Genomic DNA, 17,644 nt, shown 5'->3' on the forward strand with positions numbered 1-17,644 from the left:
CACCTATCTAACCGAATTAAAAGGCGCCATAGTGGCGCCTTTTTCTTACATATATCATTAATCATGAGTTATCCGAATCTTAATGGCTGACATAAGGAAGGATATTTTCCATGGACGATAATGCAAATACAGATGTAAACAAGGAGAAGAAAGAGCAAGTGATATTGCTCTATGGGAAATGTCTGCTCAATCTTCAGCAGTTTGAACTTTTGCTTAAGCGGGTGCTTCCGGTGCTGAAGATGGAGGGCAATATAGATACGTTGGAAGATAATCGAAAGCTCGATGCACAGGCGCTTAGCCTAAGAATGCTGGGGCAGCTGATTGGCGAATTTGTAAATCGCATGGGTGAAAGCAAAAATGAACCTGAGCTGGATGCTGGAATTGATCTGCCTTATATCCGCTTTAAGTTTGAATTAGGTAATATCGAAGAGCATTGTGTGCGTTTACGGAATTTGCTTGGGATGCGTAATGAATTGGTGCACCATTTCCTTGAAACGTTTCCACTTAATTCAGACGAGAATTGTGAGAGTGCATTAATCCACTTGGCTCATATATCTGTGAAGATTGAAGAAAACCGCCTAGCGTTTAGAGCCATGTTGAAAGCATTTGAGGAGGGGCGTAATTATCTATGTCAGCTTTTGAGCTTCGATGCTGGCATGTCCCTATTGTTTGGTGAAGAGCTATCGGAATCATCTGATAGGTAGCCGAAGATAAGATTGAAGGAATGTACAAACGGGCTGTTATCTCAATCTTCTCGTCATTGACGGCTCTTTGCCATTTGTTCCAAATAGAAAAAGGGCGCCAATCTGGCGCCCTTTGTTCTATGTGCGTTGCAGCCAGTCAGCCATCAACCGGTGTTGCGCATGCCTGCGGCAATACCGGCGATGGTGACCATCAGCGCCTGATCCAGCTCGGGATGCAGGGTCTCGGCATGGTTGCGCGAGCGGCCCAGCAGCTCGACCTGCAGCACGTTGAGCGGGTCTGTGTAGGGGTTGCGCAGCTTGATGGACTCCTTGATCCAGGGCTGGTCGTCGAGCAAGTCGCCCTGCGGGCGCAGCTCCAGCACCACCTGGATGGAATCGGCAAGCTCCTGACGCAGCTGTTTGCCCAGGCCCCACAGCTCTTTGGGCACCAGCCGGGTGTCGTAGTACTCGGCCAGCCAGACGTCAGCCTTGAGGAACACCATCTCCAGCATCTCGAGGCGGGTGCGGAAGAAGGGCCACTGGCGGCTCATCTCTTCCAGCACGCCCTTCTGGCCGTCGGCGATGGCTTGCTGCAGCCCCTTGTGGGCGCCGAGCCAGGCCGGCAGCATCAGCCGGTTCTGGGTCCAGGCGAAGATCCAGGGGATGGCGCGCAGGCTCTCGACCCCGCCGTTGGGTTTGCGCTTGGAGGGGCGCGAACCGAGCGGCAGCTTGCCGAGCTCCATCTCCGGAGTGGCGGCGCGGAAGTAGGGCACGAAGTCCGGATGACCGCGCACGATACTGCGGTAGTGATCGCAGGAGACTGACGCCAGCTGCTCCATCACGGCGCGCCAGCACTCCTTGGGCTTGGGCGGTGGCAGCAGGTTCCCCTCCAGCACGGCGCTGGTGTAGAGGTTGAGGCTCTGGATGGCTACTTTCGGCAGGCCGAATTTGAAGCGGATCATCTCGCCTTGTTCGGTCACCCGCAGGCCACCGCGCAGGGATCCCGGCGGTTGCGACAGGATGGCCTGATGGGCGGGTGCGCCACCACGGCCGACGGTACCGCCACGGCCATGGAACAGTGTCAGGCGCAGGTTGTTGGCCTCGGCCAGTGCCACCAGGGATTCCATGGCGGCGTACTGGGCCCAGCCGGCGGCCATCATGCCCGCGTCCTTGGCGGAGTCGGAGTAGCCGATCATCACGTACTGACGGCCCTGGATGTAGCCGCGATACCAGTCCACCGACAGCAGGCGTTCCATCACTGCGGTACCCGCCATCAGGTCTTCCTGGGTCTCGAACAGCGGAGCGACCGGCATGCGGAACTTGCAGCCGGCCTCTTTGAGCAACAGCTGCACTGCCAGTACGTCGGACGGCGCGCCGGCCATGGAGATGATGTAGATGCCGAACGCATCGGGATCGTGCTGGGCGATGACCTTGCAGGTATCCAGGGTCTCGCGGGTCTCGTCGCTCGGCTCCCAGTCGGTCGGGATGAGCGGACGGCGAGAGTTGAGTTCGTTGAGCAGGAAGGCTTGTTTGTCATCTTCGCTCCACTCGGCGTAGTCACCCATGCCGAGGTAGCGAGTCAGCTCGGAGAAGACCTGGCCGTGGCGCTCGCCATCCTGGCGGATGTCCAGCTTGACCAGGTGGATGCCGAAGCAGGCCAGCTTGCGCAGCACGTCCAGCAGCATGCCGTCGGCGATGTTGCCCATGCCGCAGGCGTGCAGGGAGTGGTAGCAGAGCTCCAGCGGCTCGCGCAGCTGGGCGGTGGTCTTGACCAGATCCCGGCTCTCGCTCGCCTGTCCCTGCACCTTGGCGGTGAGGAACTCCTGGGTTTCGCGCAGCTGTTCGCGCAGCTCGCGTACCAGGGCGCGGTAGGGCTCGGGGTGATCGCCGACCCGCTCGCGCACGGCGTCGGTGCAGTCGGACATTGAGAGCTCGGAGGTGAGTTCCTTGATGTCCTTGTAGAACAGGCTCACCGCCATCCAGCGGCCCAGCTCCAGCACTTCGGCGGTCACCTTGGCGGTGACGAAGGGGTTGCCGTCGCGGTCGCCGCCCATCCAGGAGGTGAACTTGACCGGCGCGGCATCCAGCGGCAGCCGCACACCCAGGTGGTGTTGCAGCCGCTCGTCCAGATTGCGCATGAATTCGGGGATGGCCGGCCACAGGCTGTTTTCCACCACGGCAAAGCCCCACTTGGCCTCGTCTACTGGGGTCGGGCGCTGTTCGCGGATCTCGTTGGTGTGCCAGGCCTGGTTGACCAGCTGTTCGATGCGATTGAGGATCTTGTCCCGCTCGCGGGGCAGCAGATCGGAGAGTTCCAGCGCCTCGAGGCAGTCGTTGAGCTGTACGTGCTTGTGGATCAGGGTGCGACGGGTCACCTCGGTGGGGTGAGCGGTCAGCACCAGATCGATGTCCAGCTCGCGCACGGCCTGGATGATGGCTTCCTGCGACAGATTGGAGGCTTTCAGCTTGTCGAACATCTGCTCGAGCGGATCCGGGGTACAGACCTGCTCTTCGCAGCGACGGGAGATGGTGTGGAACTGTTCGGCCACGTTGGCCAGGTTGAGAAACTGGCTGAAGGCGCGGGCCACCGGCAGCAGCTCGTCATCGCTCAGGTTGCGCAGGGTATCAAGCAGACGTTCCCGGTCTGTCTCATTGCCTTTGCGGGAGGATTTGGCCAGCTGGCGAATGGTTTCGATCTTGTCGAGGAAGGCCTGTCCCTGATGATCTTTGATGGACTTGCCCAGCAGTTGACCCAGCATGCCTACGTTGGCGCGTAGTGCGGCGTACTTTTCGTTCATTCCACATCCTTATCTTGTTGGTGCCTGACACCCATCCGGGGTGAGAGACGACCTCACTTATTGTTGTGCGATTACAACATATGCTCCGTCATCTTAGGGTGACAATCTACCCAGATTGTCTGCGCAAGGTCAAATAACAGGCCGATTCAGAACATGTATTTCCATCACCTGTCCCGAGGTGCGATGTCATGTAACTTACTTACATTCCCGTCAATTCAGAGACAGAAACGGCGGATCAGGTGCTGCAATACGCTGGTGGTCGGTTTGACGAACGACAGATCCAGATATTCGTCTGGCTGGTGGGCCTGGGCGATGTGGCCGGGTCCCAGCACTATTGTCTGGCATCCCAACTGCTGGATAAAGGGAGCCTCGGTGCAATAGTTCACGGATTCGGCACCCCGGCCGCTCGCCCGCTCAGCCTCGCGCACCAGCTCGGAGTCGCTTTGGCAGGCGTAGGCGGGGATCGGCTCGTGCAGGTGCTGCAGATGCAGGCAGCCCGGCTGGTGAATCTCGATGGGGGAGAGCGCCTCTTTCAACATGCCCATCAGCTCGTCGGGGCCCACCTGCGGGGTGGGACGCAGGTCGATATGCAGCTCGCAGCAGCCGCAGATGCGGTTCGGGCTGTCGCCCCCCTGGATGTAGCCGAGGTTCAGGGTCGGCTGCGGCACGGCGAATCTGTGGTCGGCGTACTTCTCCTTCAGGCTGTGCTGCAGTTTGAGCACCTGGCCCATGGCCTGGTGCATGATCTCCAGCGCGTTGACGCCGTTGGCGGGATCCGAGCTGTGACCGCTCTTGCCGGTAATGCGGATGGCTTCCGACATGTGTCCCTTGTGGGCCACCACCGGCACCAGCCCCGTCGGCTCGCCAATCACCGCGTAGTCAGGTTTCAGCTCAGCTGCGGCGGCGATGGCACGGGCCCCCGCCATGGTAGTTTCTTCATCGGCGGTAGCCAGGATGCGCAGCGGCTTGTTGAGCGTCTTGAGGTCGATCTCCTTGAGCGCTTCCACGATAAAGGCGAAGAAGCCCTTCATATCGATGGTACCGAGGCCATAGAGGCGGTTGCCCTCTTCGGTCACCTTGAAGGGATCCTTGCGCCAGGCGCCCTCATCGAACGGCACCGTATCGGTGTGGCCCGCCAGCAGCAGCCCCCCTTCACCCTGGCCTATCGTCGCCACCAGATTGAACTTGCCCGGCAGATCGGGCAGGGCGGTCACCTCGCACTGGAAACCGAGCTGACCGAACCAGTCGGCCAGCAGCCGGATCACCGCCTCATTGCTCTGATCCCAGCGGGGATCCGTGCTGCTGATGGACGGAATCGCAATAATATTCTTGTAGAGTGAAAAAAAATCCAGATTGGCCACCTGCTCCTCCTTGCTTCCCCGGAATGTTTCTGTTAGAAAATACAAATGCAAAGTGAGTGCATGAATATTCTGTAAGTTTGCCTGAATACGTGGCTCATCGACAAGGCTTCTAGTTGTAAGGGAAAGTTAATGTTCTGTCACCTGATCTATAACCGACGACACACACCCGCCTGAATTGCCCCTCCGCACTTGTGCATGGGGCATCGAACCCCCCTTGTGCACCGCAGCACCATGCTGTGAATCTCGAACTCTGACTTGGAATACTCAACATGCTTAACACCGTTATCGTCGGTGCCAGTGGCTACGCGGGAGCCGAACTGGCCGCCCTGGTCCAGAACCATCCACAACTCAAGCTGTTCGGCCTCTATGTTTCCGCCGGCAGCCAGGACGCCCACAAGCGTTTCTCTTCTCTGCATCCCCAGTGGGTCGGCGCGCTGGATCAACCGCTGTTGCCGCTGGACGAGGATGGGATGACCCGGATCCTGACCCAGGCCGATCTGGTGCTGCTGGCCACCGCCCACGAGGTGAGCGCCGAGCTTGCGCCGAAGTTTCTCGCCAAGGGGCTGCCAGTGTTCGATCTCTCCGGCGCCTTCCGGGTCAGGGATCAGCAGTTCTACGCCTCCTACTACGGCTTCACCCACGAGAGTGAGCAGTGGCTGGATCAGGCCGCCTACGGCCTGGCCGAGTGGAATGCCGAAGCGGTCAAGGCGGCCCAGCTGATTGCCGTGCCCGGTTGCTACCCGACCGCCTCCCTGTGCGCCCTCAAGCCGCTGCAGCAGGCAGGACTGATTGCCAAGGGGTGGCAGCCCATCATCAACGCCGTCTCCGGCGTCTCCGGGGCCGGTCGCAAGGCGGCCATCAACACCAGCTTCTGCGAGGTGAGCCTCAATCCCTACGGCACCTTCAATCACAGGCATCAGCCGGAGATCAGCCATCACCTCGGCAAGGAGGTGCTGTTCCAGCCCCATCTTGGCAACTATGTGCGCGGCATCCTGGCCACCATCTATGTGCAACTGGCGGACGGCGTGACGCCGACCCAGGTGGATCAGGCCTACCTCAAGGCCTACGAGGGCAAGCCGCTGGTGCGCCTCACCGGCCAGATGCCCTCCATCCGTGGCGTCGCGGGTACCCCGTACTGCGACCTCGCCTGGCAACAGCAGGGCAACATGCTGGTGGTGGTCTCCGCCATCGACAACCTGCTCAAGGGTGCCGCCTCCCAGGCCATGCAGTGCATAAATATCAAATTCGGATTTGAACCGGCCACCGGCCTGATTTAAGGACTCAAGGAAGGATCGCAACGATGAACAAGCAGACTCTGGTAATCAAGTTGGGTGGCGCACTGATCGAGAACGACGAGGCGCTGACCGCCCTGTTCGCCACCCTCAAGACCTTTCTCGACGATCAGCACAGACCCCTGGTGCTGGTGCACGGCGGCGGCTGCCTGGTGGATGACTTGCTCAAGGGGCTGGGGCTCACCTCCACCAAGAAGAACGGTCTGCGGGTGACCCCGTTCGAGCAGATCCCCTTCATCGCTGGCGCGCTGGCCGGTACCGCCAACAAGATGATGATGGCCAAGGCCATCGCCACCGACATCCCGGCGGTGGGACTCTGTCTGGCGGACGGCGGTCTGTGCCAGGTGACCCAGCTCGACCCGGATCTCGGTGCCGTCGGCGAGTGCAAGCCGGGCAACCCGGCACTGGTGGCAGGGGTCCTCGGTCAGGGCTTCCTGCCGGTGGTGAGCTCCATCGGCATCACCGCCGAGGGGCAGCTGATGAACGTCAACGCGGATCAGGCGGCCACCGCCATTGCCGAGGCACTGGGCGCCGACCTGGTGATGCTCTCCGACGTGAGCGGCATCCTGGATGGCAAGGGCAAGCTGGTGCCCCAGCTCGACAAGGTGACCGCGCTGGATCTGATGGAGAAGGGGGTGATCAGCGACGGCATGGCGGTCAAGGTGAAAGCCGCCCTGCACGCCGCCGAGACCCTGGGCAAACCGGTCTGCGTCGCCAGCTGGCGCTACCCGGATCAGCTGCTCAAGCTGCTGGCTGGCGGTGCGGTCGGCACCCAGGTCACCCTCTGATCTCCACCGGAACAAGGAATATCCGATGCAACATCTTCTGAAAGACAGCGATTTAAGCAAGGCCCAGATTGAGGCGCTGATCGCCCTGGGCAAAGCGGTCAAGGCCGATCCGAAAAAATACGGTCAGGCACTGGCGGGCAAGAGCGTGGTGACCCTGTTCGAGAAACCCTCCCTGCGCACCCGGGTCACCTTCGACATCGGCATCGCCAAGCTGGGCGGCCACAGCGTCTATCTGGATCAGCAGAACGGCGCGCTGGGCAAGCGGGAGTCGGTGAAGGATTTCGCCGCCAACCTGTCGCGCTGGTGTGATGCCATCGTCGCCCGGGTGTTCGATCACCAGACACTGGTCGAGCTGGCAGAGCACGGCTCCGTGCCGGTGGTGAACAGCCTGTGCAACCTCTACCACCCCTGCCAGGGGCTGGCCGACTTCATGACCATTAGCGAACACTACGGCGATCTGTCCAAGGTGAAGCTGGCCTATCTCGGCGATGGCAACAACGTCAGCCACTCCCTGCTGCTGCTGGGGGCGACCCTCGGCACCGACGTGACCCTGGTCTGCCCGAAAGGCCACGGCCCGGATACCCAGATCTTCCTGCAGGCCCAGGCGCTGGCGGCCCAGTCTGGTGCGACCATCCACATCAGCGACGACGTGGCGGCCATCGAAGGGTTTGACGTGGCCTACACGGATACCTGGGTCTCCATGGGTGACAACACGCCAATGGAGCAGGTAAAAGATATCTTTATGCCTTATCAGATCAACCAGGCCCTGCTCGACCGCACCGGCATCCAGCACGTGCTGCACTGCCAGCCGGCGCACCGGGAGCTGGAGATCACCTCTCAGGTCATGGATGGGCCTGGCTCCCTCATCATGGACGAGGCAGAAAACCGGATGCATATCCAGAACGCCGTACTGCTGACCCTGCTTGGGCACAAATAACGGCAACCGACCCCAAATAACACCCTTTTATCGAATCATCATGGAGAGAAGTAAATGAGCGGAATCAACAAGATCGTACTGGCTTACTCGGGCGGACTGGATACCTCGGCCATCATTCCCTGGCTGAAGGAAAACTATGATGCGGAGATCATCGCCTTCGTCGCCGACGTCGGTCAGGAGCGTGACGATCTGGAAGGGATCGAGCAAAAAGCCATCGCCTCCGGCGCCACCAAGTGCATCGTCAAGGATCTGCGGGAAGAGTTCGTCAAAGAGTACGTCTACCCGACCCTGAAGACCGGCGCCGTCTATGAGGGCACCTACCTGCTGGGTACCTCCATGGCCCGTCCGGTGATCGCCAAGGCGATGGTCGAGGCCGCGCTGGCGGAAGGGGCCGATGCCATCTCCCACGGTTGCACCGGCAAGGGCAACGATCAGGTGCGTTTCGAAGGTGCGGTCGCCGCGCTGGCGCCCCAGCTGAAAGTGATTGCCCCCTGGCGTCTGTGGGACATGCGCTCCCGGGAAGATCTGCTGGCCTACCTGGAGACCCGCAACATCCCCTGCAAGGCGACCCTGAAGAAGATCTACAGCCGTGATGCCAACGCCTGGCATATCTCCACCGAGGGTGGCGAGCTGGAGAGCACCTGGAACGAGCCGTCCGAAGCGGTCTGGCAGTGGACCGTGCCCGCCGAGCAGGCACCGGATCAGCCGGAGTACGTCAAGCTGACCGTGGCGCAGGGTGAAGTGGTGGCCGTGGATGACCAGCCGCTCAGCCCGCACCAGATCCTGATGACCCTGAACGAGCGTGCCGGCAAGCACGGCGTGGGCCGCATCGACATCACCGAAAACCGGATGGTGGGGATGAAGTCCCGCGGCTGCTACGAAACCCCGGGCGGTACCGTGATGGTCGCCGCGCTGCGCGCCGTGGAAGAGCTGGTACTGGATCGCCCGACCCGCGCCTGGCGGGAGAAGCTGGGTGCCGAGTTTTCCCATCTGGTTTATGACGGCCGCTGGTTCACCCCGCTGTGCAAGGCGATCCTCGCCTCTGCCAACGCCATCGCCGAAGATCTCGACGGTGAAGTGGTGCTGAAGATGTACAAGGGTCAGGTCACCGCGGTGCAGAAGAAGTCGCCGAACAGCCTCTACTCCGAAGACTTCGCCACCTTCGGCGCCGACGAAGTGTACGACCAGAGCCATGCCGAAGGCTTCATCCGTCTCTACACCCTGGCCAGCCGGATCCGCGCCATGAAGGAGCAGCACCAGGCCATCGGTGGCGATCACACCCACGGCTAAGCAAGGGCGATAACCCGTTGATTCCGTTGAGGGGGCATGGCCCCCTCTTCTACAGGTCGAGGGCATGGCCCCTGAGCCATCATCGGCGGGTGTGACAAGAGCGGCAGCGCCCCGGCCGCTTCTGTGAGATAACAGGGGCGGTTTTCGAATTATTTGGTGTGCTTTGCCCCCTTCTCCCCTTGCGTGAGAAGGGTTGGGGATGAGGGGGAGGTCATTGGCCATTCCCCTCACCCTAGCCCTCTCCTAGAGGGAGAGGGGACCGGTTCGTAGTTGCTGGATGTGACGTGTTCAACGGCAACAGCGTCGCTCACCAGCGCACTGTTATGCAGAAAAATACAGGGCAAGATTTTTGCGCGCAGGCCAAGGGGCTGCGCCAGTATGGCAGGCACAAAGCGCCGCCGACAACGCATTCAAGGAGAGCAGTATGGCACTTTGGGGTGGACGCTTCAGTCAGGGAGCCGATAGCCGGTTCAAGCAGTTCAACGATTCGCTGCGGTTCGATTACCGGCTGGCGGAGCAGGATATTCAGGGCTCCATGGCCTGGGCCAAAGCGCTGGTCAAGGTGGGCGTGTTGACCGAGGGTGAACAGGCCAAGTTGCAGCAGGCGATGGAAGTGCTGCTCGCCTCGGTGCAGCAGGATCTCCAGCAGATCCTGAGCTCGGACGCCGAAGACATTCACTCCTGGGTCGAGAGCCAGCTCATCGCCGCCGTCGGCGATTTGGGCAAGAAACTGCACACTGGCCGCTCGCGCAACGATCAGGTCGCCACCGACCTGAAACTCTGGTGCAAGGCCCAGGGCGAGCTGCTGCTCGGCTCCATCACCGCCCTGCAACAGGGGCTGGTCGCCTCCGCCCGTGCCAATCAGGCCGCGGTACTGCCCGGTTACACCCACCTGCAGCGGGCCCAGCCGGTCACCTACGCCCACTGGGCACTGGCCTATGTGGAGATGCTGGAGCGGGATTACTCCCGGCTGCAGGATGCGCTGAAGCGGCTCGACACCAGCCCGCTCGGCTGCGGCGCGCTGGCGGGCACCGCCTACGCCATCGACCGCGAAGCCCTGGCGCTCGACATGGGCTTTAGCGGCGCCACCCGCAACAGCCTGGATTCGGTCTCCGACCGGGATCACGTGGTGGAGCTGATGCACGTGGCGTCGCTGTCCATGACCCACCTGTCGCGGTTTGCCGAAGATATCATCTTCTACAACACCGGCGAGGCGGGCTTTGTCGAGCTCTCCGATGCGGTCACTTCCGGCTCGTCGCTGATGCCGCAAAAGAAGAACCCGGATGCGCTGGAGCTGATTCGTGGCAAGACCGGCCGGGTGGTTGGCGCCCAGATGGGCATGCTGATGAGCCTCAAGGCGCTGCCGCTGGCCTACAACAAGGACATGCAGGAAGACAAAGAGGGGCTGTTCGATGCCCTCGATACCTGGCACGACTGCCTCGACATGGCGGCGCTGGTGCTGATCGATCTGAAGGTCAATGGCGAGCGCACCATGGCAGCGGCCCAGGGCGGCTACGCCAACGCCACCGAGCTGGCGGATTATCTGGTGGCCAAGGGGATTCCGTTCCGTGAGGCGCACCATATCGTCGGCGAGACCGTGGTCTACGCGATTCAGGTGAAGAAGCCGCTGGAAGAGCTGACCATCGGCGAGTTCCAGCGCTTCAGCCCGGTGATCGAGTTCGACGTCTACCCCAATCTGGAGCTGGAAGCGACCCTGGCCAAGCGGGTCGCCAAAGGCGGTGTCGCTCGCGAGCAGATAGAGGCAGCCCTCACCGCCGCCGAGGCCTGGCTGGCCAAACGGGCGGGTTAAGCCAACCGGCTCGCCATTGGAATTAGAAGGCAGAACGGCAACCTCAGGGTTGCCGTTTTTTTTATGGGTACACCTCGGTGCCGTGGGGCGCGTTAACCAAGCGCTGTTCAGCCCCTGTGTCCGGCGCTGGCATGATGTACGGCGTCCGTGAGCAGTCGTTGCAACTGGCTCCTGGCCTCGTCGGTTTCATGGCTGGCGGCGAGTAGCACCACCCCCAGGGTGCCCGGTGAGGGCAGCACGCTGCCGAGGGTGGCGAGACTGGCCGGCATGCCGATGGCGGAACGCACCGTGATCCCGAGCCCGGCCTGTACGGCGGCCCAGATCCCGCCCAGGCTCTGGCTGGTGAAGGCGATCCGCCAGGGGATCCCTGCATCGTCGAGGGCGCGGATGGCCCGTGCCCGCATCAGGCAGGGGGCATCGAAGAGCACCAGGGGCAGGGGCTCCCCGCGCGCGAGCAAAGGGGCGGGGTCCCACTCGGGGTGGGCAATCCAGGCCAGTTGCACCACCTCGATGAGGGAAAGATCCTCCCGCTCTCCCTGTGGCTGCCAGGCGAGAGCCATGTCGAGGGTGCCTTCCCTGATCCCCTGCACCAGGGCCCCGTTGCGATCGATGCGGGTCGTCATGCGCAGGGCCGGGTGCTGGCGACAGAGGGGTCCCAGCACGGCGGGGAGCAAAGATTCACCGAAGTCCTCCTGCACCCCGAGCCGGATCTCCCCTTGCAGCAATTCCCCTTTGAGGGCGAGCACGGCTTCGTCATTGAGCTCCAGCAGCCGCTTGGCGTAGCCCAGCAGGCGCTCACCGCTGGCCGTCGGCACCAGGTGACGTCCCTGCTTCATGACCAGATCGGTGCCGCACTGCTGTTCGAGTTTTTTCAACTGGGCGCTGACCGCCGAGGTGGAGCGGCACAGCCGCTGCGCCGCCAGCGCAAAGCTGCCGCACTCCAGTCCCAGCACGTAGCTGCGCAGGGCATCGAGATCCAGGCTAGGGGGAAGGGGTGACATAACTATCCTTATAATCAGGATGATTGGTCTTGAATATTTCGATTTTTTAAATTGTAGCAGTGAGGGAGAGTGGCTTCATCTACCAAGGAGATTGCCATGACACCCGATGTTCCCGATCGCGCCACCCTGGCGCAGCTTGCCCCCCGACTCGCCCGACTGGCGGAAGAGACGCTGTTTGGCGATATCTGGCTGCGCCCCACCCTCTCGGCACGCGAGCGCAGCCTGATCACCCTGGCCATCCTGGCGTCACTGGGCCGGGTGCAACAACTGCCCTGGCATATTGCATTCGCCCGGCAAAACGGCCTGTCCCGGGATGAGCTGGAAGAGCTGTTCACCCATCTTGCCTTCTACGCCGGTTTGCCCGCCGCAGTGACGGCCGTGGGCTATCTGCCCCCCCGCGAGGAGGTGACCCCATGCCGCTGACCCGCATCACCCTGTGCGAGGGGATGAGCGACGCACACCTGCAGCAACTCAGCGCCCTCTACCACCAGACCCTGGTGGAGGTGTTCGAGGTGCCGCCGAAGGATAAATTCCAGATCCTCGAGATCTTGCCTGCCAGTGCGCTCATCTATGACCCCCATTACCAGACCGGCCGCCGGGACCAAGGTTTCATCCTCTTCCAGATCCTGGCGGGCAAGGTGCGCAGCACCGCGACCAGGGAGCGGCTTTATGCACGTCTCGCCGAGCGCCTTGAGGCCGAGCTTGGGATCCATCCCGACAACCTCATGGTGGTGATCCAGCAGACCGATACCGAGGCGTGGAGTTTCGGCCAGGGCCGGATGTTCAGACAGGAGGTGGCCTCATGATCGCCATGCACTACCGATTCACCCTGCCCGCAGACTACGACATGGCGCTGATCGAGCAGCGGATCGCCAGCAATGGCGCCAGACTGGACGGCTTTCCCGGTCTGTTGTTCAAGGCCTATCTCTACAGCCGTCAGGACGATGGGGCCCTGCCGGGGCAGGAGAACCGCTATGCCCCCTTCTATGTGTGGCACAGCGCCGAGGCGATGCACCGATTCCTGGCAAGCGAGGGATTCGCGGCACTCACCCGGCATTTCGGCTGGCCCCGCATCGAGACCTGGCATCTGCTGCGGTCGCCGGATCCGGCCTCCCTCGACGGGGCTTGCATGGCCAGGCTGCGGCGCACCAAGGTCGCTTCCCACGACCAGCTGGCCGACCTGCACGGCGAGGCCATGGTGAGCGGCTGGGATCTCACCCGATGGGAATGGCTGGAGGCGGATTTTCTCCCGTCCCTCTCATCGCCCTTGCCTGGCGGGGGCGAGATCTACCGTATCGGCTATCTGGCGAAGGGGGGCGGGGTGTAAATTGGAATTATCTTTGTCATTGATGTTGTTTTTCCATTCACTTTGGCTGTGAAAGTGATATTCGCATCGTGAACATAGGGTGTTATATCGCGTTTGTGGATGATGATGTGGAATTGCGGCCACCTGCGGCAATGAACTGGCTCAGTGGGCACATTCGGGGTGACGGCCCGCGCCGGGCAGGGCATGATCCCGCTGCAATGCGTATGGACGCGTCAACCGGATCAAGGAGTTCCCATGTACCTGCCACCCCATTTCGCCGTTACCGACCCCGAGGCGCTGCACCAGCTGATGCAGGCGCACCCTCTGGGGGCCCTGATCACCTGTGGTGAAGGGGGGCTGGATGCCAACCACCTGCCGTTCGAGTTCGATGGGGAGCAGGGGGCCCACGGTGTGCTGCGGGCCCATGTGGCCCGCAACAACCCGCTCTGGCAGGAGGTGAAAGACGGCGATGAAGTGCTGGTGATCTTCCGCGCCGCCGAGGGTTATATCTCCCCCAACTGGTATCCGGGCAAGCATGAGCATCATCAGCAGGTGCCGACATGGAACTACTGCGTGGTTCACGCCCATGGCCGTATCCGGGTGAGGGACGATGCCCGCTTCGTGCGTCGCTTGCTCGCGACCCTGACCCGTACTCACGAGGCGGGAGAGTCCATTCCCTGGAAGATGGCGGATGCACCGAGAGACTATCTCGAGGCCATGGTGCAGGCTGTGGTGGGCATAGAGATCGAGGTTGAGCGGCTGGTCGGCAAGTTCAAGCTGGGTCAGAACAAGGAGGCGGCGGATCGCCTGGGAGCGGCCAATACCTTGCAGGATCGCGGGCAGACCGCGCTGGCCGGCGCCATGCTGAACCCGCCCCCTTCACAGCCCTAGCGTGGCACCCAGGGCGCTGCCCGACAAAAACGGCAACCTAATGGTTGCCGTTTTTCATGGTTCCACTCCCGTTCACGCGCTGGCATTGAGCAGTTTGCCGACACCTTCCCCCTTGCCATTGGGCAGGGTTTGCTTGAAGGCGTAGAGCAGCTGATCAAGGTTGAGGTCGCTGTTGCCCAGGGAGCCCTTGAGGGTGTCGAGTTCGCTCTGCAGCGCATCGAGGCGGGTGCTCTGGGTGCCGTCGGCCAGCTGGGTGCGGGCGGCGTCGATGGCCTGGGGCAGCGATTGGCCCGAGGATTCCTGACCCAGGGTCTGCATCAGCGCCCCCATGAAGTGGTTGATGGCGGGGCGGTTCTGCTCGCTGCCGGCATCCTTGATGCCCAGCCGCTGGAACAGGCTCTGCACCGTGGGGGCGAGCCGCTCTTCCTGCACGGGAGTCTCGGCCTTGGCCTGTGGCGTACCATCGCCGAGCAGCTTGCTGCCGAGCTTGAGGGCAAGGGAGGCGAGGGGAAGCAGGGTGCTGATGGCGATCATGATGTCACTCTCCGTACGACTGATGTCATGACGGAGCAGGGAATGGGCCAGCTTGGCGAAAATTCAGCCTAAAAATGGCAGGGGACTGATCCTGCTGTGAATTTAGTTTTTACCTGGCAGGAGGCGGGTGAGCGCGGGAGGGGAGCGGCGGCAAACCCTTGCAGCCCGGGGGCTGGCCGGTTTGCCGCCCGGCTTGCCGGATCAGAGCTCCTTGAACGGGCGGCGCTTCTCCTCCTCGATGACGATGGCCTCCAGATTGGCGATGCGCTCCTGTAGCTGGTTGATGAGCACGTCCTGTTTGCCGAGGCGGTCGGTGATGCGAATATCCCCCAGCTGGTAGCGGGCCCGCTTGCTGAGAAAACCGAACAGTGCGCTGATGAAGACGATCAGCACGATACCGGTCCACATGGTCATGAGTGACTCCTTGCCGATGAACAAACGAGAAAACAGCCTGATTGCCTTCTGTTGTCTCATACCCGATTGCCGGCTGCAATGGCCGGCAACCGAGCACTGCGACCCGCGTCAGATCGTCTGCCAGAGCGGACGGCCGAGCCAGAGTCCCCACAGGGTGAGGTGCAGCAGCACGATGAACCAGAACACCCTGCGGTAGCTGCCCTTCTGGGTCTTGTGGCGCAACCAGTGACGGGCCACCAGGGCGCCAGGCCAGCCACCGAACAGTTCCAGCAGGTGGAGCCGGGATTCGGGGATGCGCCAGCCACCGCGAATGACCTGGCGCTTGTCGTGGGCGTAGGCCAGCACCGTCAGCAGGCTCATGGTGGTGACGATGGCGAGGGGCCACCAGTTGGTGTCGGCCAGGCCGAGCCAGGCGGTCCACAGCAGGGGAAGCAGGGCGAGCCAGATCACAGGGCCAGCTCCCAGCCACGGGGGGCGTCCGGGCTCAGGCTGCGGATCACGCGCGCCGGGTTGCCCACCGCCACCGAGTCGGCCGGGATGTCGCGGGTGACCACGGCGCCGGCACCTATGATGGAGCGCGGCCCTATGGTGACGCCGGGGCAGATGATGGCGCCGCCGCCAATCCAGCAGTCATCGCCGATCCGCACCGGCTTGTTGTAGGCGGTCCAGTTGCGTCGCTCCAGATAGTCCATGGTGTGGGTGGCGGTGTAGATCTGCACGTTGGGGGCCAGCAGCACATGGCTGCCTATATGCACCTCGCCCACGTCGAGAATGGTGATGTTGAAGTTGAAGAAGGTCTTTTCGCCGATGTGGATGTTGCGGCCGAATTCGCAGGTGAAGGGCGTGCTGATCCAGCAGGAGTCGGGGCAGTGGCCGAACAGCTCGCCGCACAGGCGCTGGCGCAGGGCTTCGTCACCGGCCGGAGAGGCGTTGAGTTGTGCCAGCAGCGCCTGACCGCGGATCCGGTCGTTCGCTATCTCCTCGCTCTGGCTGTCCAGGGCGCCGCCCGCCAGTACCTTGTCCCAATCGCTTGCCATGCTACAGCTCCTCTCATGTGCCAAGAGGAGCCAGTATACGCGAGCACTTTGGTGGCGTCAGGCTGTCACTTGCTGCAACCTCAGGCGCCGGGCCAGATCAGCGGCAGGATCAGCAGGGCCGAGACGAAGTAGGGCAGCAGCACCCGCAGCCCCAGCCGGCGACCGCCGATCCCCAGGGCCAGCAGCCCCTTCACCAACGAGTTGACCAGCCCGGCCAGCAGGATGCCGCGGGCCGCCACCTCCAGCGCCAGCTCCTTGTGGGAGAGCTGGGAGAGCGACAAGGTGATGGCGTCCACGTCGGTGATGCCGGAGACCAGCGACAGCAGATAGACCCCGGAGTTGCCCACCTTGCTCTGCAGCAGGGTGGCCATGAAGCCGATCAGCGCCAGCAGCAGGCCGAACTTGATGGCGGTGGCCAGATCGAGCGGGTTGCTGGTTTCCGGTTGCACCGGGCCGTCGGGCAGCTCCTCGCGTTGGCGCCAGAACCAGAAGGCAAAGCCGTAGACGGTAGCCGCCAGCAGCAGCAGGGGCGCCGCCAGGCGCATCGCCAGCTCGCTGTGAATGAGCAGTACCAGCACCAGCAGCCGCAGCCACATGGTGGCCCCCGCCAGCAAGATGCCGGTGGCCAGCAGTCGCTCCAGCCCGCCCTGCTCCTTGTTGAGGCGGGCAAACTGCAGGGTGAGGGCGGTGGAGGAGGCAAGCCCCGCCAGTATGCTGGTGAGCACCAGCCCGGCGCGGGTGCCGAGCAGGCGTACAGCGAAGTGGCCGCAGAACGAAATGCCGGCGATCACCACCACCATCAGCCAGATCTTGAAGGGGTTGAAGGCATCGAGCGGCCCTATCTCCTCGTTGGGCAGCACCGGCAGCAGCACCAGCGATATGAGCAAAAAGCGCAGTGTGGCGTGAAATTCGGTCTCGCTCAGAAACAGCATCCCCTGCTGGATCTTGCCCTTGAGCCCCATCAAGAGGGCCGCCAGCACGGCGCAGGCCACCGCCTCGCTCGGGCTAAGCAGCACCGACATCAGCCCCAGCAGATAGGTGAGCAGCATGGCCACCGAGCTGGTGAGACCGAACTCCCCCTGCCAGCGCTGGGCCAGCCAGACCGAGAGGCCGCAACCCGTCACCACCGCCAGCAGGCCGAGCAGCGGCAGCCAGGGGCCGAGGGTGGGCAGCAGCAGGGCGCAGACCCCTCCGAGCAGGCCGATGAGGCCGTAGGTGCGCATCCCGGCGATGCGTTGGTTGTCCCCCAGCTGGCGCACCTGCCAGCCCCGCTCCAGTCCGATGATGAGGCCGATGGCCAGCGACACCAGGGCGCCATTGACGGGTTCTGCATTGATCCACATAACGACTTCCTTTTCGTCATCTGCCTGCCTTGTTTCCATGATGGCACAGCCGGCACCGGGCCAGCGCGGCCTGGCTCACAGAGTGCGCGAATGGCGCCTATGGCCTCCTGATATGAGCAAATGAGATAAGCAAAGCGTTATTTCTTGGTTCTCGGCATA

At 62.4% G+C, this 17,644-nt stretch carries 18 protein-coding genes; 10 read left to right on the forward strand and 8 right to left on the reverse strand.

Annotated elements, in window-relative coordinates; translation table 11 throughout:
* Positions 1–110 precede the first annotated feature (110 nt).
* Positions 111–704 carry a hypothetical protein gene (locus tag AACQ43_RS17230; protein WP_168967992.1) on the forward strand — a complete coding sequence of 198 codons (594 nt, stop codon included), beginning with the start codon at positions 111–113 and terminating at the stop codon, positions 702–704.
* Positions 705–847: 143 nt separating this feature from the next.
* On the opposite strand, the gene ppc is transcribed toward AACQ43_RS17230, so the two are convergent.
* Together ppc and argE are read right to left on the reverse strand one after the other, a co-directional pair.
* Positions 848–3,481 carry a phosphoenolpyruvate carboxylase gene (ppc, locus tag AACQ43_RS17235; protein ID WP_005308531.1) on the reverse strand — a complete coding sequence of 878 codons (2,634 nt, stop codon included), beginning with the start codon at positions 3,479–3,481 and terminating at the stop codon, positions 848–850.
* A gap of 215 nt (positions 3,482–3,696) precedes the next feature.
* Entirely contained in the window at positions 3,697–4,842 is a 1,146-nt protein-coding gene (argE, locus tag AACQ43_RS17240; RefSeq protein WP_168967993.1) for an acetylornithine deacetylase, read from the reverse strand.
* A 269-nt stretch (positions 4,843–5,111) separates the two neighbouring features.
* Between argE and argC the strand changes: the two genes are divergently transcribed.
* The 5 genes from argC to argH all read left to right on the forward strand — a co-directional run bounded on the left by argC (position 5,112) and on the right by argH (position 10,959).
* Positions 5,112–6,119 carry an N-acetyl-gamma-glutamyl-phosphate reductase gene (gene argC / locus AACQ43_RS17245; RefSeq protein WP_024942337.1) on the forward strand — a complete coding sequence of 336 codons (1,008 nt, stop codon included), beginning with the start codon at positions 5,112–5,114 and terminating at the stop codon, positions 6,117–6,119.
* Between the two features lie 23 nt (positions 6,120–6,142).
* Positions 6,143–6,922 (forward strand): acetylglutamate kinase, encoded by a 780-nt coding sequence (gene argB, locus AACQ43_RS17250; protein WP_168967994.1) that lies wholly within the window; start codon positions 6,143–6,145, stop codon positions 6,920–6,922.
* Positions 6,923–6,947: 25 nt separating this feature from the next.
* Positions 6,948–7,859: an ornithine carbamoyltransferase gene (locus tag AACQ43_RS17255; protein WP_168967995.1), complete on the forward strand. Its 912-nt coding sequence runs from the start codon at positions 6,948–6,950 to the stop codon at positions 7,857–7,859.
* A gap of 54 nt (positions 7,860–7,913) precedes the next feature.
* Positions 7,914–9,149: an argininosuccinate synthase gene (locus AACQ43_RS17260; RefSeq protein WP_005341608.1), complete on the forward strand. Its 1,236-nt coding sequence runs from the start codon at positions 7,914–7,916 to the stop codon at positions 9,147–9,149.
* Between the two features lie 424 nt (positions 9,150–9,573).
* Entirely contained in the window at positions 9,574–10,959 is a 1,386-nt protein-coding gene (argH, locus tag AACQ43_RS17265) for an argininosuccinate lyase (RefSeq protein WP_168967996.1), read from the forward strand.
* 107 nt (positions 10,960–11,066) lie between these two features.
* On the opposite strand, the gene AACQ43_RS17270 is transcribed toward argH, so the two are convergent.
* A complete protein-coding gene (locus AACQ43_RS17270; RefSeq protein ID WP_168967997.1) occupies positions 11,067–11,960 on the reverse strand; it encodes a LysR substrate-binding domain-containing protein in 894 nt (297 codons plus the stop codon).
* A gap of 96 nt (positions 11,961–12,056) precedes the next feature.
* On the opposite strand from AACQ43_RS17270, the gene AACQ43_RS17275 reads away from it, so the two are divergent.
* The 4 genes from AACQ43_RS17275 (at position 12,057) to AACQ43_RS17290 (ending at position 14,157) form a co-directional block, all read left to right on the forward strand.
* Positions 12,057–12,383, forward strand: a complete 327-nt coding sequence (locus AACQ43_RS17275; RefSeq protein WP_168967998.1) for a carboxymuconolactone decarboxylase family protein — start codon at positions 12,057–12,059, stop codon at positions 12,381–12,383.
* Positions 12,374–12,766: a tautomerase family protein gene (locus tag AACQ43_RS17280; RefSeq protein WP_168967999.1), complete on the forward strand. Its 393-nt coding sequence runs from the start codon at positions 12,374–12,376 to the stop codon at positions 12,764–12,766. Before AACQ43_RS17275 ends, AACQ43_RS17280 begins: the two co-directional genes overlap by 10 nt.
* Positions 12,763–13,287 (forward strand): DUF4865 family protein, encoded by a 525-nt coding sequence (locus AACQ43_RS17285; RefSeq protein ID WP_168968000.1) that lies wholly within the window; start codon positions 12,763–12,765, stop codon positions 13,285–13,287. Before AACQ43_RS17280 ends, AACQ43_RS17285 begins: the two co-directional genes overlap by 4 nt.
* A gap of 234 nt (positions 13,288–13,521) precedes the next feature.
* Positions 13,522–14,157 (forward strand): FMN-binding negative transcriptional regulator, encoded by a 636-nt coding sequence (locus AACQ43_RS17290; protein ID WP_168968001.1) that lies wholly within the window; start codon positions 13,522–13,524, stop codon positions 14,155–14,157.
* Between the two features lie 72 nt (positions 14,158–14,229).
* Here AACQ43_RS17290 and AACQ43_RS17295 read toward each other — a convergent pair whose 3' ends face one another.
* The 5 genes from AACQ43_RS17295 to AACQ43_RS17315 all read right to left on the reverse strand — a co-directional run bounded on the left by AACQ43_RS17295 (position 14,230) and on the right by AACQ43_RS17315 (position 17,485).
* Positions 14,230–14,691, reverse strand: coding sequence for a hypothetical protein (locus AACQ43_RS17295; RefSeq protein ID WP_168968002.1), 462 nt, complete (start codon positions 14,689–14,691; stop codon positions 14,230–14,232).
* Between the two features lie 201 nt (positions 14,692–14,892).
* Entirely contained in the window at positions 14,893–15,105 is a 213-nt protein-coding gene (locus tag AACQ43_RS17300; protein WP_016349365.1) for a hypothetical protein, read from the reverse strand.
* A gap of 108 nt (positions 15,106–15,213) precedes the next feature.
* Positions 15,214–15,555, reverse strand: a complete 342-nt coding sequence (locus tag AACQ43_RS17305; RefSeq protein ID WP_168968003.1) for a DUF1294 domain-containing protein — start codon at positions 15,553–15,555, stop codon at positions 15,214–15,216.
* Positions 15,552–16,142 (reverse strand): sugar O-acetyltransferase, encoded by a 591-nt coding sequence (locus AACQ43_RS17310; RefSeq protein WP_016349367.1) that lies wholly within the window; start codon positions 16,140–16,142, stop codon positions 15,552–15,554. The genes AACQ43_RS17305 and AACQ43_RS17310 overlap by 4 nt, the downstream gene beginning before the upstream one ends.
* Before the next feature lie 80 nt (positions 16,143–16,222).
* Positions 16,223–17,485, reverse strand: a complete 1,263-nt coding sequence (locus AACQ43_RS17315; protein WP_168968004.1) for an MgtC/SapB family protein — start codon at positions 17,483–17,485, stop codon at positions 16,223–16,225.
* Positions 17,486–17,644: the final 159 nt, after the last annotated feature.

Origin of the sequence: Aeromonas sp. DNRA1, from assembly GCF_963888745.1 — a bacterium.
Taxonomy (GTDB): Bacteria; Pseudomonadota; Gammaproteobacteria; order Enterobacterales; family Aeromonadaceae; genus Aeromonas; species Aeromonas hydrophila.

Excerpts from the sequence above, each read along its gene's own strand:
- AACQ43_RS17295 (WP_168968002.1), bottom strand. The coding sequence starts at position 14,691 with ATGATCGCCATCAGCACCCTGCTTCCCCTCGCCTCCCTTGCCCTCAAG.
- ppc (WP_005308531.1), bottom strand. The coding sequence starts at position 3,481 with ATGAACGAAAAGTACGCCGCACTACGCGCCAACGTAGGCATGCTGGGT.
- argH (WP_168967996.1), top strand. The coding sequence starts at position 9,574 with ATGGCACTTTGGGGTGGACGCTTCAGTCAGGGAGCCGATAGCCGGTTC.
- AACQ43_RS17260 (WP_005341608.1), top strand. The coding sequence starts at position 7,914 with ATGAGCGGAATCAACAAGATCGTACTGGCTTACTCGGGCGGACTGGAT.
- AACQ43_RS17280 (WP_168967999.1), top strand. The coding sequence starts at position 12,374 with ATGCCGCTGACCCGCATCACCCTGTGCGAGGGGATGAGCGACGCACAC.
- AACQ43_RS17290 (WP_168968001.1), top strand. The coding sequence starts at position 13,522 with ATGTACCTGCCACCCCATTTCGCCGTTACCGACCCCGAGGCGCTGCAC.
- AACQ43_RS17275 (WP_168967998.1), top strand. The coding sequence starts at position 12,057 with ATGACACCCGATGTTCCCGATCGCGCCACCCTGGCGCAGCTTGCCCCC.
- AACQ43_RS17270 (WP_168967997.1), bottom strand. The coding sequence starts at position 11,960 with ATGTCACCCCTTCCCCCTAGCCTGGATCTCGATGCCCTGCGCAGCTAC.
- AACQ43_RS17310 (WP_016349367.1), bottom strand. The coding sequence starts at position 16,142 with ATGGCAAGCGATTGGGACAAGGTACTGGCGGGCGGCGCCCTGGACAGC.
- AACQ43_RS17315 (WP_168968004.1), bottom strand. The coding sequence starts at position 17,485 with ATGTGGATCAATGCAGAACCCGTCAATGGCGCCCTGGTGTCGCTGGCC.
- AACQ43_RS17300 (WP_016349365.1), bottom strand. The coding sequence starts at position 15,105 with ATGACCATGTGGACCGGTATCGTGCTGATCGTCTTCATCAGCGCACTG.
- AACQ43_RS17230 (WP_168967992.1), top strand. The coding sequence starts at position 111 with ATGGACGATAATGCAAATACAGATGTAAACAAGGAGAAGAAAGAGCAA.
- argB (WP_168967994.1), top strand. The coding sequence starts at position 6,143 with ATGAACAAGCAGACTCTGGTAATCAAGTTGGGTGGCGCACTGATCGAG.
- argC (WP_024942337.1), top strand. The coding sequence starts at position 5,112 with ATGCTTAACACCGTTATCGTCGGTGCCAGTGGCTACGCGGGAGCCGAA.
- AACQ43_RS17255 (WP_168967995.1), top strand. The coding sequence starts at position 6,948 with ATGCAACATCTTCTGAAAGACAGCGATTTAAGCAAGGCCCAGATTGAG.
- AACQ43_RS17285 (WP_168968000.1), top strand. The coding sequence starts at position 12,763 with ATGATCGCCATGCACTACCGATTCACCCTGCCCGCAGACTACGACATG.